The following is a 15,079-nucleotide window of genomic DNA, read 5'->3' as shown; positions in this document are numbered from 1 at the left end:
GAATTCATATTCACAAATAAAATCACTTTAACGCTTCAGCTTGCCTAATTACCCGTTTCATAAAAGTTAAAACCCGAGGCTGCCAGGTAATGGTATTACCACTGCTACGTTATCACTTTGCATTGCTTTATCAGTGAAGTTGTTAAAATGTGCTGGGTTTCATGATTTTGGTCAAGGTCCGTATGGACAGCTAGTGAATACTTTGTTACTTTATCGTCACGTTTTTGAAATTGGTATTACCAATTGACTCCGCGCTACTCGCAGAGACGATTCACTCAATACGGCTTACAGCGCGACTTACAACAAATTATGGCCTACAACAAAATACGTCAGCCCAAATTATCAGATGTCATCGAGCAGCAGCTCGAATACCTGATCTTGGAAGGGACGCTGCGTCCGGGGGAGAAATTACTGCCTGAACGCGAGTTGGCGAAGCAATTTGATGTTTCCCGGCCTTCTTTGCGAGAAGCAATTCAGCGCTTAGAAGCTAAGGGACTGCTGTTGCGTCGTCAGGGGGGCGGGACTTTCGTGCAAACCAATCTGTGGCAAAGCTTTAGCGATCCGCTGGCAGAGCTACTGGCTGACCATCCAGAATCACAATTCGATCTGTTAGAAACCCGTCATGCCCTCGAAGGTGTTGCTGCCTATTATGCAGCATTGCGCGGCACTGATGAAGATCTGCAACGTATCCGTGAATGCCATACTGTTATTCAGCAAGCGCAGGATAACGGCGATTTAGATGCTGAGGCAGATGCCGTTATGCAGTATCAAGTGGCTGTCACAGAGGCTGCGCATAATGTGGTTTTGCTGCATTTACTGCGTTGCATGGGGCCGATGCTGGAACAAAACGTAAGACAGAACTTTGAATTGCTTTACTCGCGCCGCGAAATGCTGGCAACGGTGAGCAGTCACCGCGCCGGGATTTTTGAGGCGATTGTGGCACGCGAGCCAGAGAAAGCCCGCGAAGCTTCACACCGTCACTTGGCGTTTATCGAGGAAATTCTGTTGGATCTTAGTCGGGAGCACAGTCGCCGTGAGCGATCTTTGCGTCGGCTCCAACAGCGCAAGGACTAGAAACGAATCATTCAGGTTGCGCCTCTGCAAGACCTCAATAACTCGTTTTGTACCCTTTGTACTTGAAGCTACAGGGTTGTTAGCTGCGTGAACTCACCCGAATCACTGACTTGGGTCAGCTTATCGAGATTCGTTCTCAGGCAGCGGCACGGTAACTCCAATTTCATTGGGTAGTTATTCTCATTTGAGAATTATTAGCGGCAACTATACCCAAAATAATTCGAGTTGTAGGTAGGCGGCAAGGGAATGACAAATCGGTCGTAGGCCGATTTGAACAGCATTTATGCTAGCCCGTAGGGTGAGTCTCAAAGAGACTCATTAATCCCCAGGAGCTTACTTGAGTAAGTGACTAGGGTGAGAGAGTACAGCCAACGCCTCTACAGCTTGAAGTATGACGGGGACAAACTGATGGGCCTATCTTCCGGTGTTTTCACCAGGGCACGTGCTTTAGCCTGGGGTTAAAGCACAGGAAGATAGGCTCCAAATAAACCATTAGAAACAGATAAGGAATACCACCATGTCAGAACGTTTAAATAATGACGTGGATCCGATCGAAACCCGCGACTGGCTACAGGCGATCGAATCGGTCATCCGTGAAGAGGGTGTTGAGCGTGCTCAGTATCTGATTGATCAGGTTTTGGGCGAAGCCCGTAAAGGTGGAGTGAGCGTTGCGGCAGGTTCTGCCAACCGTGATTACATCAACACCATCGCGGTAGAAGACGAACCCGCTTACCCTGGCAACCTGGAGCTTGAGCGTCGTATTCGCAGCGCTATCCGTTGGAATGCTGTGATGACCGTGTTGCGTGCGTCGAAGAAAGATCTGGATTTGGGCGGCCACATGGCATCTTTCCAGTCTTCCGCTACCTTCTACGAGGTTTGCTTCAACCACTTCTTCCGTGCTCGTAACCAAAAAGACGGCGGCGATCTGGTTTACTTCCAGGGCCACATTTCTCCAGGTGTTTACGCGCGTGCTTTCCTTGAAGGCCGCCTGACTCAAGAGCAAATGGATAACTTCCGTCAGGAAGTCGATGGTAAGGGTCTGTCTTCTTACCCGCATCCGAAACTGATGCCTGAATTCTGGCAGTTCCCAACGGTATCGATGGGCCTTGGCCCAATCAGTGCAATCTATCAGGCCAAGTTCCTGAAATACCTCCATCACCGTGGTCTGAAAGACACTGCAGCACAGACCGTGTACGCCTTCTTGGGCGACGGCGAGATGGATGAGCCAGAATCCAAAGGTGCGATCACCATCGCGACCCGTGAAAAACTGGATAACCTGGTCTTCGTTATCAACTGTAACTTGCAGCGCCTGGATGGCCCGGTTACCGGTAACGGCAAGATTATCAATGAGCTGGATGGTATCTTCAATGGTGCTGGCTGGCAGGTTCTGAAAGTGATTTGGGGTAGTCGTTGGGATGAGCTGCTGCGTAAAGATACCAGCGGTAAACTGATCCAACTGATGAACGAAACCCTGGATGGCGACTACCAGACCTTTAAATCCAAAGACGGCGCCTATGTCCGCGAACACTTCTTTGGCCGTTTCCCAGAAACTGCTGCATTAGTGAAAGACATGAGCGACGACGAGATCTGGTCTCTGAACCGTGGTGGCCATGATCCGAAGAAAGTCTTTGCCGCACTGAAGAAAGCACAAGAAACCACCGGTAAACCAACTGTTATCCTGGCCCACACCATTAAAGGTTACGGCATGGGCGAAACAGCAGAAGGTAAAAATATTGCTCACCAGGTGAAGAAAATGAACATGGAAGGGGTTCACCACTTCCGCGATCGTTTCAATGTGCCAGTTGCCGATGCTGATATCGAAAAACTGCCTTACATCACCTTCGAGAAAGATTCCGAAGAGCACAAATATCTGCATGAACGTCGTCAGGCGCTGGAAGGCTATGTGCCAACCCGCATGCCTAAGTTCACCGAGAAGCTGGAAATCCCTGCGTTGTCAGATTTCAGCTCCTTGCTGGAAGAGCAGAACAAAGAGATCTCTACCACTATCGCCTTCGTGCGTGTGCTGAACGTGATGCTGAAGAACAAATCTATCAAAGACAGAATTGTTCCAATCATTGCTGACGAAGCGCGTACTTTTGGTATGGAAGGTCTGTTCCGTCAGATTGGTATTTACAGCCCGAATGGTCAGCAGTACACCCCGCAAGACCGTGAGCAGGTTGCTTACTACAAAGAAGACGAAAAAGGCCAGATCCTGCAAGAAGGGATCAACGAACTGGGTGCTGCCTCTTCATGGCTGGCTGCTGCGACCTCATACAGCACCAATGATCTGCCAATGATCCCGTTCTACATCTACTACTCCATGTTCGGTTTCCAACGTATCGGTGACCTGTGCTGGGCTGCGGGTGACCAACAGGCGCGTGGCTTCCTGATCGGTGGTACTTCAGGTCGTACTACTCTGAATGGCGAAGGTCTGCAACATGAAGATGGTCATAGCCACATTCAGTCACTGACCATCCCGAACTGTATCTCTTACGATCCGGCCTATGCTTATGAAGTTGCTGTCATCATGCATGACGGTCTGGAGCGTATGTACGGTGAAGCGCAGGAAAACGTCTATTACTACCTGACCACGCTGAACGAAAACTACCACATGCCAGCAATGCCACAGGGCGCAGAAGAAGGTATCCGTAAAGGTATCTACAAACTGGAAACTGTTGCAGGTAGCAAAGGCAAAGTGCAGTTGATGAGTTCAGGTGCAATCCTGCGTCACGTTCGCGAAGCGGCTCAGATTCTGGCTAACGACTACGGTGTTGGTTCTGATGTGTACAGCGTAACATCCTTCACTGAACTGGCCCGTGATGGTCAGGATTGTGAGCGTTGGAACATGCTGCACCCAACAGAAACGCCACGTGTTCCTTATGTGGCTCAAGTCATGAACGACGCGCCAGCGGTTGCTTCTACTGACTACATGAAGTTGTTCGCTGAACAAATTCGTAACTTCATTCCTGCCAGCGAGTTCCGCGTGTTGGGTACAGATGGTTTCGGCCGCTCTGACAGCCGTGAGAACCTGCGTCACCACTTCGAAGTTGATGCTTCTTACGTTGTGGTTGCAGCTCTGGGTGAATTGGCTAAACGCGGTGACATCGACGCCAGTGTAGTTGCACAAGCAATTACTAAGTTTGGTATCGACGCCGATAAAGTTAACCCGCGTCTGGCATAAGAGGTAAAGAACAAATGGCTATTGAAATTAACGTACCAGACATCGGTGCAGATGAAGTGGAAGTCACCGAAATTATGGTGAAAGTAGGCGATACCGTTGAAGCGGAACAGTCGCTTATCACCGTTGAAGGTGATAAAGCTTCCATGGAAGTCCCATCACCGCAGGCGGGCGTAGTTAAAGAAATCAAAATTGCAGTTGGCGATACTGTCGCGACCGGCAAACTGATGATGATCTTCGAAGCAACAGGTGCCGCTGTGGCGCCTGCAGCAGCCGAAGAAAAGCCAGCAGCCCCTGCTCAGGCAGCGGCGCCAGCGGCATCTGCGGTAAAAAATGTTGAAGTGCCAGATATCGGCAGCGACGAAGTTGAAGTGACTGAAATACTAGTGAAAGTGGGCGACACTGTTGCCGCTGAACAATCTCTGATCACTGTAGAGGGCGATAAAGCCTCTATGGAAGTGCCAGCGCCATTCGCCGGTACCGTTAAAGAGATCAAAATCAGCACTGGCGATAAAGTCAGCACCGGTTCTCCTATCATGATATTTGAAGTGGCAGGTGCTGCGGCACCCGCCGCGGCAACTGAGTCAGCTCCGGCCGCAGCGGCTGCTGCACCGGCCGCCTCAGCAGCAAAAAATGTCGAAGTGCCAGACATCGGTGGCGATGAAGTTGAAGTCACAGAAGTGATGGTTAAAGTGGGTGATAAAGTTGCCGCTGAACAATCACTGATCACCGTTGAAGGCGATAAAGCCTCAATGGAAGTGCCAGCACCATTTGCCGGTACCGTTAAAGAGATCAAAATCAGCACTGGCGACAAAGTTAAAACCGGCTCGCTTATCATGGTGTTCGAAGTGGAAGGCGCAGCCCCTGCTGTTGCACCTGCCCAGCCAGCGGCTCCTGCTGCTGCGGCACCGGCTAAAGCGGCCACCGCTCCTGGCGCGAAAGCTGAGAGCAAAGGCGAGTTTGCTGAGAATGACGCTTACGTGCATGCCACGCCGGTTATCCGTCGTTTAGCGCGTGAATTTGGCGTAAACCTGGCGAAAGTGAAAGGTACCGGTCGTAAAGGCCGTATCCTGCGTGAAGACGTTCAGGCCTACGTGAAAGATGCGGTCAAACGTGCTGAAACAGCCCCTGCTGCCACTGGCGGCGGTCTGCCAGGTATGTTGCCTTGGCCGAAAGTTGATTTCAGCAAGTTCGGTGAGATTGAAGAAGTTGAATTAGGCCGTATCCAGAAAATCTCTGGTGCGAACCTGAGCCGTAACTGGGTCACTATCCCTCATGTGACCCAATTCGATGAAGCGGATATCACTGAAGTTGAAGTGTTCCGTAAGCAACAGAACATCGAAGCTGAGAAGAAAAAACAAGATCTGAAAATCACCCCGCTGGTGTTCCTGATGAAGGCGGCTGCTAAGGCGTTGGAAGAGTTCCCACGTTTCAACAGCTCGATTTCTGAAGATGGTCAGAAACTGACATTGAAGAAATACATCAATATCGGTGTGGCGGTTGATACCCCTAACGGTCTGGTTGTTCCAGTATTCCGTGATGTGAACAAAAAAGGTATTGTCGAGTTGTCTCGCGAGCTGGCTGTTATTTCCAAGAAAGCGCGTGATGGCAAATTGACTGCATCTGACATGCAAGGCGGTTGTTTCACTATCTCCAGCCTGGGCGGCATCGGCGGGACGGCGTTTACGCCAATCGTCAATGCGCCAGAAGTGGCTATCTTGGGTGTGTCTAAATCATCCATGAAGCCAGTCTGGAATGGTAAAGAGTTTGCGCCACGTCTGATGCTGCCTCTGTCTCTGTCCTTCGACCACCGTGTGATCGATGGCGCAGCAGGTGCTCGCTTCGCAGCCTATATCGCGACCATTATGGCTGATATTCGCCGTTTGGTGATGTAATCGCCAAGGCCGGCTTCGTGCCGGCCTTGTTTTTATATAGATTAGGGTTGTTGAGACACTCGTCACTCGATGTTGCTTTTCAGATTATTAACAATTCTGTAAACTGCTCGCGGTGCAAGCGTCCCGGTGGATGAAGGGCGTTATGAAATTAATTAGCCTAATATATTCGATAGATTTCAAAATGATGTCTGACCCGCCGGACAAACAATTAAGAGGTCATGATGAGTACTGAAATTAAAACTCAGGTCGTGGTACTTGGGGCAGGTCCAGCAGGGTACTCTGCTGCTTTTCGTTGCGCGGATTTAGGTTTGGAAACCATTCTGGTTGAGCGTTACTCTACTTTGGGTGGTGTTTGCCTGAATGTGGGTTGTATCCCTTCCAAGGCATTGTTGCACGTTGCCAAAGTTATCGAAGAAGCTAAGGCGCTGGCTGAACACGGTATCGTTTTTGGTGAGCCTAAAACTGACATTGATAAAGTCCGTGTCTGGAAAGAGAAAGTTATCAATCAGTTAACCGGTGGTTTGGCAGGTATGGCTAAAGGCCGTAAAGTCAAAGTGGTTAATGGTTTTGGTAAATTTACTGGCGCGAACACCTTAGTGGTTGAAGGCGAAAATGGCCCAACTACCATTACCTTCGATAACGCGATTATCGCGGCCGGTTCTCGCCCAATCCAACTGCCATTTATTCCTCATGAAGACCCACGTGTTTGGGACTCAACTGATGCACTGGCACTGAAAAGCGTTCCTGAACGTCTGCTGGTTATGGGCGGTGGCATCATCGGTCTGGAAATGGGTACGGTTTACCATGCGCTGGGCTCGAAAATTGATGTGGTAGAAATGGCTGACCAGGTTATTCCGGCTGCTGATAAAGACGTGGTGAAAGTTTTCACCAAGCGCATCAGTAAGCAGTTCAACCTGATGCTGGAAACCAAAGTGACGGCGGTAGAAGCCAAAGAAGACGGTATCTATGTCACGATGGAAGGCAAAAAAGCGCCAGCAGAACCACAGCGCTATGATGCCGTTCTGGTGGCTATCGGCCGTGTACCTAACGGCAAATTGCTGGATGCCGGTCAGGCTGGTGTAGAAGTTGATGAGCGTGGCTTTATCCACGTTGATAAACAACTGCGTACCAACGTGCCGCATATCTTTGCTATCGGTGACATCGTGGGTCAGCCAATGCTGGCACATAAAGGTGTGCACGAAGGTCATGTTGCTGCTGAAGTTATCTCCGGCCTGAAACATTACTTCGATCCGAAAGTCATTCCATCTATTGCGTACACTGAACCTGAAGTCGCATGGGTGGGTCTGACCGAGAAAGAAGCGAAAGAAAAAGGCATCAGCTTTGAGACCTCCACCTTCCCGTGGGCGGCATCGGGCCGTGCTATCGCTTCAGATTGCGCAGACGGTATGACTAAACTTATCTTCGACAAAGAAACTCACCGTATCATCGGTGGTGCCATTGTTGGGACTAACGGTGGTGAACTGTTAGGTGAAATCGGCCTGGCGATCGAGATGGGTTGTGATGCGGAAGATATCGCGTTGACCATCCATGCTCACCCTACCTTGCATGAATCTGTCGGTCTGGCCGCGGAAATCTACGAAGGTAGCATTACCGACTTGCCTAACCCGAAAGCGAAAAAGAAATAATTTTCGCTAATACAGCAAGATAATGAAGCGGCTCCTTAACAGGGGCCGTTTTTTTGTTTAAAGGTTTTTATCACTCAGGCATTTTTTAGCGATCAAAAATCGATCCCGCCCGTAGTTGACTGGGCGAGATATGAAAGGTCCGCCGCAGTGCGGTGGCAAAGTTGGCAGGGCTGGTATAACCAGCAATGGCGGCGGCTTGATCGATACTGACTCCTTCTTTCTGTAATGCCAGCATGGCCCGCTTTAAACGACAATGGCGCAGATATTCAAATACCGTAATGTGGTAACTTTCACGAAAACGTCGCTGCAAGGTACTCTGGCTCATATTCACCAGACCGGCTAATTCACTCATCGATAGGTGGTCAGCCTCACCACTTTCCAGCCAGTCACGTACCTGCTGAACCCGGTTCAACCCACGTAATGAGATTTTATTTTGCTGCTGAGCTTGCTGCTCCAGTGAACTGAACGCTTCAATGATCAGCCCAATACATTGTGTTTCCCATTGCAACCGCTCCAGCGGCGTTGAAAAGGGTGGGGCGCTCGCTATTTTCTGAGCAATGGCTTGCGAGTGAACTGATGGACGCCATAAATGAATCGCCAGATGCTGTTGGGTAAAGTTATACAACGTATCCCATGTGCCGGCTTGTGGCAGCAAATCGCCATACAGCCATTCACGGTCAAAAGTCAGTGTTAACGTGCGCTCGTGACTGTTGTTTTTACCGTGGCGAGTAAACAGGGTGCTTTCAGTTAATGAGACTAGCGAGGCATCGCCTTTTTCCTGCAAATGCAACTGTTGACCGCCGAATGAGATATGCGCGCTGCCACTAACCACAATAGCCAGTTTCAGTGCTGGATTAAGCCGGTTTTGCGTCTTGATATCACAGAGGTTGGTGACATTCGCGGTATGTAAAATCAGATGTGGGTTCAGACGCAATACTTGAAAGTCGCCAAACAATACCGGGTCAGTGGACAATGATTTCACGCTGCTCAGTTGATAATCACTGGCAACCAGATTCGATTGTTGCACAATTTGTTCACGATAAATCGGTTTGGATGAAGGAGAGACATTGCGTAATTTGTTTTGCTTCACCGTCGACATGACGAACTCTCCACTGACATTATGACAACATTGACGTTCTGACAAACAGATTTGCTGTTTGCACAAACCTTTTCCCTATATGCAAATGTAACAATTAACGCGATGAATTGATAATGGAAATAATTATCAATCTTGTTCGTCTTTATCGCCCAACGAATAGATTGCCAGAGATTTTACTCTGCGGATATTTGCTGTGGGCTTTTTTGCATCAGGGGAAAGTGTAATGAAAGTAAAATGGCAACGGCGTTCTCTGACGACATTGATCGGTATTTGCATATCGACTCCGCTCTGGGCACAAACTCAAGCGACAAATCAAGCTGAGTCCACAGCAGCGACACAGACGACAGCGCAAGCAACCGCCACCACATCGCAGCAAGAGCCTGCTGTGGCCGGTGGGTCGGCAACCACCGGTGATACGCTGGTGGTGACCGCTCAACAGCAAGTTCGTCAGGCGCTGGGGGCATCAACTATCACCGCAGAAGATATCCGCAAACGGCCACCCGCGAATGACCTGTCCGAAATTATCCGCACCATGCCGGGTGTTAATCTTTCCGGTAACTCTGCCAGTGGTCAGCGTGGTAATAATCGGCAAATTGATATTCGTGGCATGGGGCCTGAAAATACGCTGATTATGATTGATGGCATACCGGTCTCCAGCCGTAATGCGGTGCGTTATGGCTGGCGTGGTGAACGTGATACCCGTGGTGATACCAACTGGGTTCCCGCGAATATGGTTGAGAAAATCGAAGTTTTACGCGGGCCGTCAGCGGCACGCTATGGCAACGGTGCAGCCGGTGGTGTAGTGAATATCATCACCAAACAGCCGGACAAAGAACTACATGGTAGCTGGAACGCCTACATGAATCTGCCGCAGCACAGCGAGGAAGGCGCGACCCGTCGTACCGATTTCAGTCTGTTGGGGCCGCTAAGTGATACCGTCAGTTTCCGCTTGTACGGTGGATACAATAAAACCGATGCTGATGATTGGGATATTAACCAAGGCCATGAATCTGCCCGTACCGGTAACCAGGCCGGTACACTGCCGGCCGGCCGTGAAGGGGTACGAAATAAAGATATCAACGGGTTACTGCGTTGGGAATTCGCCCAAGGCCAATCTCTGGAGTTCGAGGCAGGTTATAGCCGCCAGGGAAATATTTATGCCGGTGATACACAAAACACAAACAGCAATGCCATAGTTCGCAGCTTATACGGTGCGGAAACTAACGTGATGTACCGCGATAATTTCTCGCTAACACACCGTGGTTTTTGGGATAACGGCATCAGTACAACCTCCTATTTTCAGTATGAAGATACGCGCAACTCACGAATCAATGAGGGGCTGGCGGGCGGTACAGAAGGCATATTCTCAAATAAATATTTCAGTACTATCAAGCTGGACAACTATCTGGCCCACTCCGAGGTTAACCTGCCATTTGAATTGGGCGTTAATCAGGTGCTAACCGTGGGGGCGGAATGGAATGACCAGAAAATGAACGATCCAAGCTCTAATACCCAAACGACGAGTGAGGGTGGCAGTGTCAGCGGTTTGACGGGGACTGGGCGCAATACTCGTAGCTCGGCGCAGATAGCCTCGGTATTTGTTGAGGATAATATCGAGTTGACGGATACCACCATGCTCACCCCAGCACTGCGCTTTGATCATCACAGCACCGCGGGAAGTAACTGGAGTCCAGGCCTGAATCTGTCACAGGAACTGGGTGATTACTTCACCATGAAAATGGGTATTGCCCGTTCTTATAAAGCGCCAAATCTCTATCAAACCAACCCTAACTATCTGTTATATAGCCGTGGTCAAGGTTGCTATGGCGGTGGCGGCAGTTGCTACCTGATGGGTAATGATTCTCTGTCTGCTGAAACCAGCGTAAACAAAGAGGTCGGGTTCGAGTTCCACGATGACGGCATTATTGCCGGTATCACTTACTTCCGTAATGATTATCGTAATAAGATCGAGCCGGGTTTGCTCTCCCTCGGGACTGCCAGTGGCGGTACCGGTGCTTATGCTAATTCCGATATCTTCACGTGGAGTAACGTGCCGAAAGCGTTGGTGGAAGGGGTGGAAGGTAATCTGACTGTGCCCTTCACTGAGACAGTACAGTGGAGCAGCAATCTGACCTATATGCTGGAGTCGAAGAACAAAAGCACCGGCGATTACTTATCGATCACGCCGGAGTTTACTTTGAATAGTTCACTGAACTGGCAGGCAACTGATGATTTGTCACTGCTATCCACCGTGACCTGGTATGGGCGTCAGAAGCCGAAAAAATATGACTATCAAGGTCTGCCGGTTACGGGTACGGCACGCAATGAAGTCAGCCCATATGCCATCTTTGGTCTCAGTGCTAGCTATACAGTGACAAAAAATGTCAGTGTCACCACTGGGATTGAAAACCTGTTCGACAAACGCCAGTTCCGTGCCGGTAATGCCCAGAGCGTAGCCGGTATCGCGGGTGCAGGGGCAGCGACTTACAATGAGCCGGGCCGGACCTATTTTGTTAGCTTGAATACCCAATTCTAATTGCCCTTCATACTTGGGGCATAGAGTCTTTTATCAAAGCAGAAACAGTGGTTATCGGCTGTTTCTGCTTCATTTATCGCCACAATATCTTCCCTTCGTTATTTATCACCCTAAAAGTCATATCAATAGCACGAGATTCTCATAGAGAGATGGTATCCATTCATTTACTGTGGTTATCATACAGCGGTGTTTTTGCGGATATTGCCCTAGGGTGAGAGGCTAACTGAGAGCCATTATCAATACTTCAGGTGATTACACTGCGCTCAACGATTCAGCAAAAATTTAATGTTGCTTTTATGTGAACGAATTAACACTGAGTTCAAATACTGGTATGCTGGCTGGGCAAACTGGGCGTCTTACCTACACCTACTGCATCAGTGATGATGGCTGGTGACAACAGATAAGCCTGGAAAATATATGATAATTAAAGCGAGGAGAGAGTCGTGCTAGAAGAATACCGTAAGCACGTAGCCGAGCGTGCTGCTGAGGGTATCGTCCCCAAGCCATTAGATGCATCACAAATGGCCGCGCTGGTTGAATCATTAAAAAATCCGCCGGCGGGCGAAGAAGAATTTTTATTAGATCTGCTGATCAACCGTGTTCCACCCGGTGTTGATGAAGCAGCCTACGTTAAAGCCGGTTTCCTGGCGGCGATTGCCAAGGGTGAAGCCAACTCCCCTCTGATTAACGCTGAAAAAGCGATTGAACTGCTTGGCACTATGCAGGGCGGTTATAACATTCATCCGCTGATTGATGCGTTAGATAACGAACAGCTGGCACCGATTGCGGGCAAAGCGTTATCTCACACCTTGCTGATGTTTGATAACTTCTACGATGTGGAAGAAAAAGCCAAAGCGGGTAACCCACATGCCAGGAAGGTGATGCAATCCTGGGCTGATGCCGAATGGTATCTCTCCCGACCGCCTTTGGCCGAAAAAATCACGGTCACCGTATTCAAAGTAACCGGTGAAACCAATACCGATGATTTGTCCCCGGCGCAAGATGCCTGGTCGCGCCCTGATATTCCACTGCATGCCTTGGCGATGCTGAAAAATGCCCGTGAAGGCATTCACCCAGATCAACCGGGTAGCGTTGGCCCGATCAAACAGATCGAAGAACTGAACAAAATCGGTTTCCCGCTGGCCTACGTCGGTGATGTGGTCGGTACCGGTTCTTCCCGTAAATCCGCCACCAACTCGGTGCTGTGGTTTATGGGCGACGACATCCCTTACGTGCCGAACAAGCGCGGCGGTGGCGTGGTGCTGGGCAGCAAAATTGCCCCGATCTTCTTTAACACCATGGAAGATGCCGGTGCTTTGCCAATCGAAGTGGATGTTGCCAATCTAAACATGGGCGACGTGATTGATATCTTCCCGTATCTGGGCGAAGTACGCCGCCATGATACCGGTGAGATACTCGCGACCTTCGAGCTGAAAACTGACGTGTTGCTGGACGAAGTCCGTGCTGGTGGCCGTATTCCACTGATTGTTGGCCGTGGCTTGACCACTAAAGCTCGTGAGTCGCTGGGTCTGCCAGTCAGCGAAGTATTCCGTGTGGCGAAGCCAGTTGCCAAAAGCAATAAAGGCTTCTCGCTGGCACAGAAAATGGTTGGCCGCGCATGTGGCGTTGAAGGTGTGCGCCCAGGCGAATACTGCGAACCTAAGATGACCTCGGTCGGTTCACAAGACACCACCGGCCCGATGACCCGTGATGAGCTGAAAGACTTGGCATGTCTGGGCTTCTCCGCTGATTTGGTGATGCAGTCATTCTGTCATACTGCCGCTTATCCTAAGCCCGTTGATGTGACCACTCACCATACTTTGCCTGATTTCATTATGAACCGTGGTGGCGTGTCGCTGCGTCCTGGTGATGGCATCATCCACTCGTGGTTGAACCGCATGCTGCTGCCAGATACGGTTGGTACCGGTGGTGACTCCCATACTCGCTTCCCGATTGGGATCTCCTTCCCGGCAGGTTCTGGTTTGGTGGCCTTTGCGGCCGCAACAGGTGTAATGCCTTTGGACATGCCTGAATCGGTGCTGGTGCGTTTTAAAGGTAAAATGCAGCCGGGTATCACTCTGCGTGATCTGGTGCATGCAATTCCTTACTACGCGATTCAGGAAGGCCTGCTGACGGTTGAGAAGCAAGGCAAGAAGAACATCTTCTCTGGCCGAATTCTGGAAATTGAAGGCCTGCCAGAGCTGAAAGTCGAACAGGCATTCGAGTTGGCCGATGCTTCCGCTGAACGTTCTGCTGCTGGTTGTACCATTAAATTGGATAAAGCGCCGATCACCGAATACCTGCAATCCAATATCGTCTTGTTGAAGTGGATGATTGCGGAAGGCTACGGCGACCGCCGTACGCTGGAGCGCCGGGTTAATGGTATGGAAAGCTGGCTGGCGAATCCAAATCTACTGGAAGGCGATGCCGATGCGGAATATGCAGCGGTAATCGAAATCGATCTGGCTGATATCACACAACCTATTCTGTGTGCGCCAAACGATCCAGATGATGCTCGCTTGTTGTCTGATGTGGCTAACAGCAAGATCGATGAAGTGTTTATCGGTTCTTGCATGACCAACATTGGCCACTTCCGCGCGGCGGGTAAGTTGCTGGATCAACATAAAGGCCAATTGCCAACACGTTTGTGGGTTGCACCGCCGACCAAAATGGATGCCGCACAGTTAACCGAAGAGGGCTACTACAGCGTCTTTGGTAAGAGTGGTGCCCGTATTGAGATTCCGGGCTGTTCACTGTGTATGGGTAACCAGGCTCGTGTGGCTGATGGTGCGACAGTGGTTTCTACGTCAACCCGTAACTTCCCGAATCGCTTGGGGAATGGGGCGAATGTCTATCTGGCGTCGGCTGAACTGGCGGCGATTGCATCACTGCTGGGGCGTCTGCCAACGCCTGAGGAATATCAAACTTATATGGCTCAGGTTGATAAGACTGCAGAGGATACTTATCGCTACCTGAACTTCGATCAGTTGAGCCAATATACGGACAAAGCTGACGGTGTTATCTTCCAAACCGCAGTCTAAACAGCCATACCCTTTGTCTTTGGAGTGACAGGGCGGTTAGCTTGCGGCCTATCTGTAACACCAATTACTTTGGGTATGATGTATAATACGTATCTGACGGGAGGCTTATGGCCTCCCGTTTCTATTTTAAACAAACCGTCTGGTAGTGAAATCTTAGCGGTATTTACCGGCTTTGCGAGCTTGCGCCAAGTGGGTGGGCTAAATACGGTTACAATAATTATAAGAGCATCAGGAGGGCATGCTATGGACTATGAATTCTTGCGTGATTTAACAGGGCAAGTGCTGGTCAGATTCTCCATGGGACATGAAGTGATCGGCCATTGGCTCAATGAAGAGATTAAGGGCGACCTGGCAAAACTCGATCAAATTGAAGCCGCCGCTATGGAAGTGAAAGGCAGTGAGCGCCAGTGGCAGTTGACCGGCCATGAATATACCTTGTGGCTGGATGGGGAAGAAGTGATGGTGTGTGCCAATCAACTGGATCTCGACGGCGATGAGATGGAAGAGGGCATGAATTACTATGATGAAGAAAGCCTCTGTCTGTGCGGATTAGAGGACTTTCTGCTGGTATTGAAAGGCTATCGTAACTTCATTACTTCTAAATAAAATA

Annotated in this window: 8 protein-coding genes; 7 read left to right on the top strand and 1 reads right to left on the bottom strand. The window is 49.9% G+C overall.

The window, feature by feature from the left end; translation table 11 throughout:
- Positions 1 to 309: 309 nt before the first annotated feature.
- The 4 genes from pdhR to lpdA all read left to right on the top strand — a co-directional run bounded on the left by pdhR (position 310) and on the right by lpdA (position 7,793).
- Entirely contained in the window at positions 310 to 1,074 is a 765-nt protein-coding gene (gene pdhR / locus V2A85_RS04900; RefSeq protein ID WP_049613280.1) for a pyruvate dehydrogenase complex transcriptional repressor PdhR, read from the top strand.
- Between the two features lie 517 nt (positions 1,075 to 1,591).
- Positions 1,592 to 4,255, top strand: coding sequence for a pyruvate dehydrogenase (acetyl-transferring), homodimeric type (aceE, locus tag V2A85_RS04895; RefSeq protein ID WP_372558019.1), 2,664 nt, complete (start codon positions 1,592 to 1,594; stop codon positions 4,253 to 4,255).
- A gap of 14 nt (positions 4,256 to 4,269) precedes the next feature.
- The gene (aceF, locus tag V2A85_RS04890; protein ID WP_420070975.1) at positions 4,270 to 6,147 is read left to right on the top strand and encodes a pyruvate dehydrogenase complex dihydrolipoyllysine-residue acetyltransferase; all 1,878 of its coding nucleotides are present in this window, start codon (positions 4,270 to 4,272) and stop codon (positions 6,145 to 6,147) included.
- Positions 6,148 to 6,368: 221 nt separating this feature from the next.
- Positions 6,369 to 7,793, top strand: coding sequence for a dihydrolipoyl dehydrogenase (gene lpdA / locus V2A85_RS04885; RefSeq protein WP_372558021.1), 1,425 nt, complete (start codon positions 6,369 to 6,371; stop codon positions 7,791 to 7,793).
- Positions 7,794 to 7,878: 85 nt separating this feature from the next.
- Here lpdA and V2A85_RS04880 read toward each other — a convergent pair whose 3' ends face one another.
- Positions 7,879 to 8,892 carry a helix-turn-helix domain-containing protein gene (locus V2A85_RS04880; protein WP_420070974.1) on the bottom strand — a complete coding sequence of 338 codons (1,014 nt, stop codon included), beginning with the start codon at positions 8,890 to 8,892 and terminating at the stop codon, positions 7,879 to 7,881.
- A gap of 223 nt (positions 8,893 to 9,115) precedes the next feature.
- On the opposite strand from V2A85_RS04880, the gene V2A85_RS04875 reads away from it, so the two are divergent.
- The 3 genes from V2A85_RS04875 (at position 9,116) to yacL (ending at position 15,075) form a co-directional block, all read left to right on the top strand.
- Positions 9,116 to 11,428 carry a TonB-dependent siderophore receptor gene (locus V2A85_RS04875; RefSeq protein ID WP_420070973.1) on the top strand — a complete coding sequence of 771 codons (2,313 nt, stop codon included), beginning with the start codon at positions 9,116 to 9,118 and terminating at the stop codon, positions 11,426 to 11,428.
- Positions 11,429 to 11,871: 443 nt separating this feature from the next.
- Positions 11,872 to 14,469: a bifunctional aconitate hydratase 2/2-methylisocitrate dehydratase gene (acnB, locus tag V2A85_RS04870; RefSeq protein ID WP_420070972.1), complete on the top strand. Its 2,598-nt coding sequence runs from the start codon at positions 11,872 to 11,874 to the stop codon at positions 14,467 to 14,469.
- A gap of 243 nt (positions 14,470 to 14,712) precedes the next feature.
- Positions 14,713 to 15,075 (top strand): protein YacL, encoded by a 363-nt coding sequence (yacL, locus tag V2A85_RS04865; protein ID WP_420070971.1) that lies wholly within the window; start codon positions 14,713 to 14,715, stop codon positions 15,073 to 15,075.
- The last annotated feature ends 4 nt before the right edge of the window (positions 15,076 to 15,079 follow it).

Origin of the sequence: Yersinia sp. 1252 StPb PI, from assembly GCF_048593885.1 — a bacterium.
In the GTDB taxonomy this organism is placed as follows: Bacteria; Pseudomonadota; Gammaproteobacteria; order Enterobacterales; family Enterobacteriaceae; genus Yersinia; species Yersinia enterocolitica_E.
This window is presented reverse-complemented; position numbering and strand designations above follow the sequence as displayed.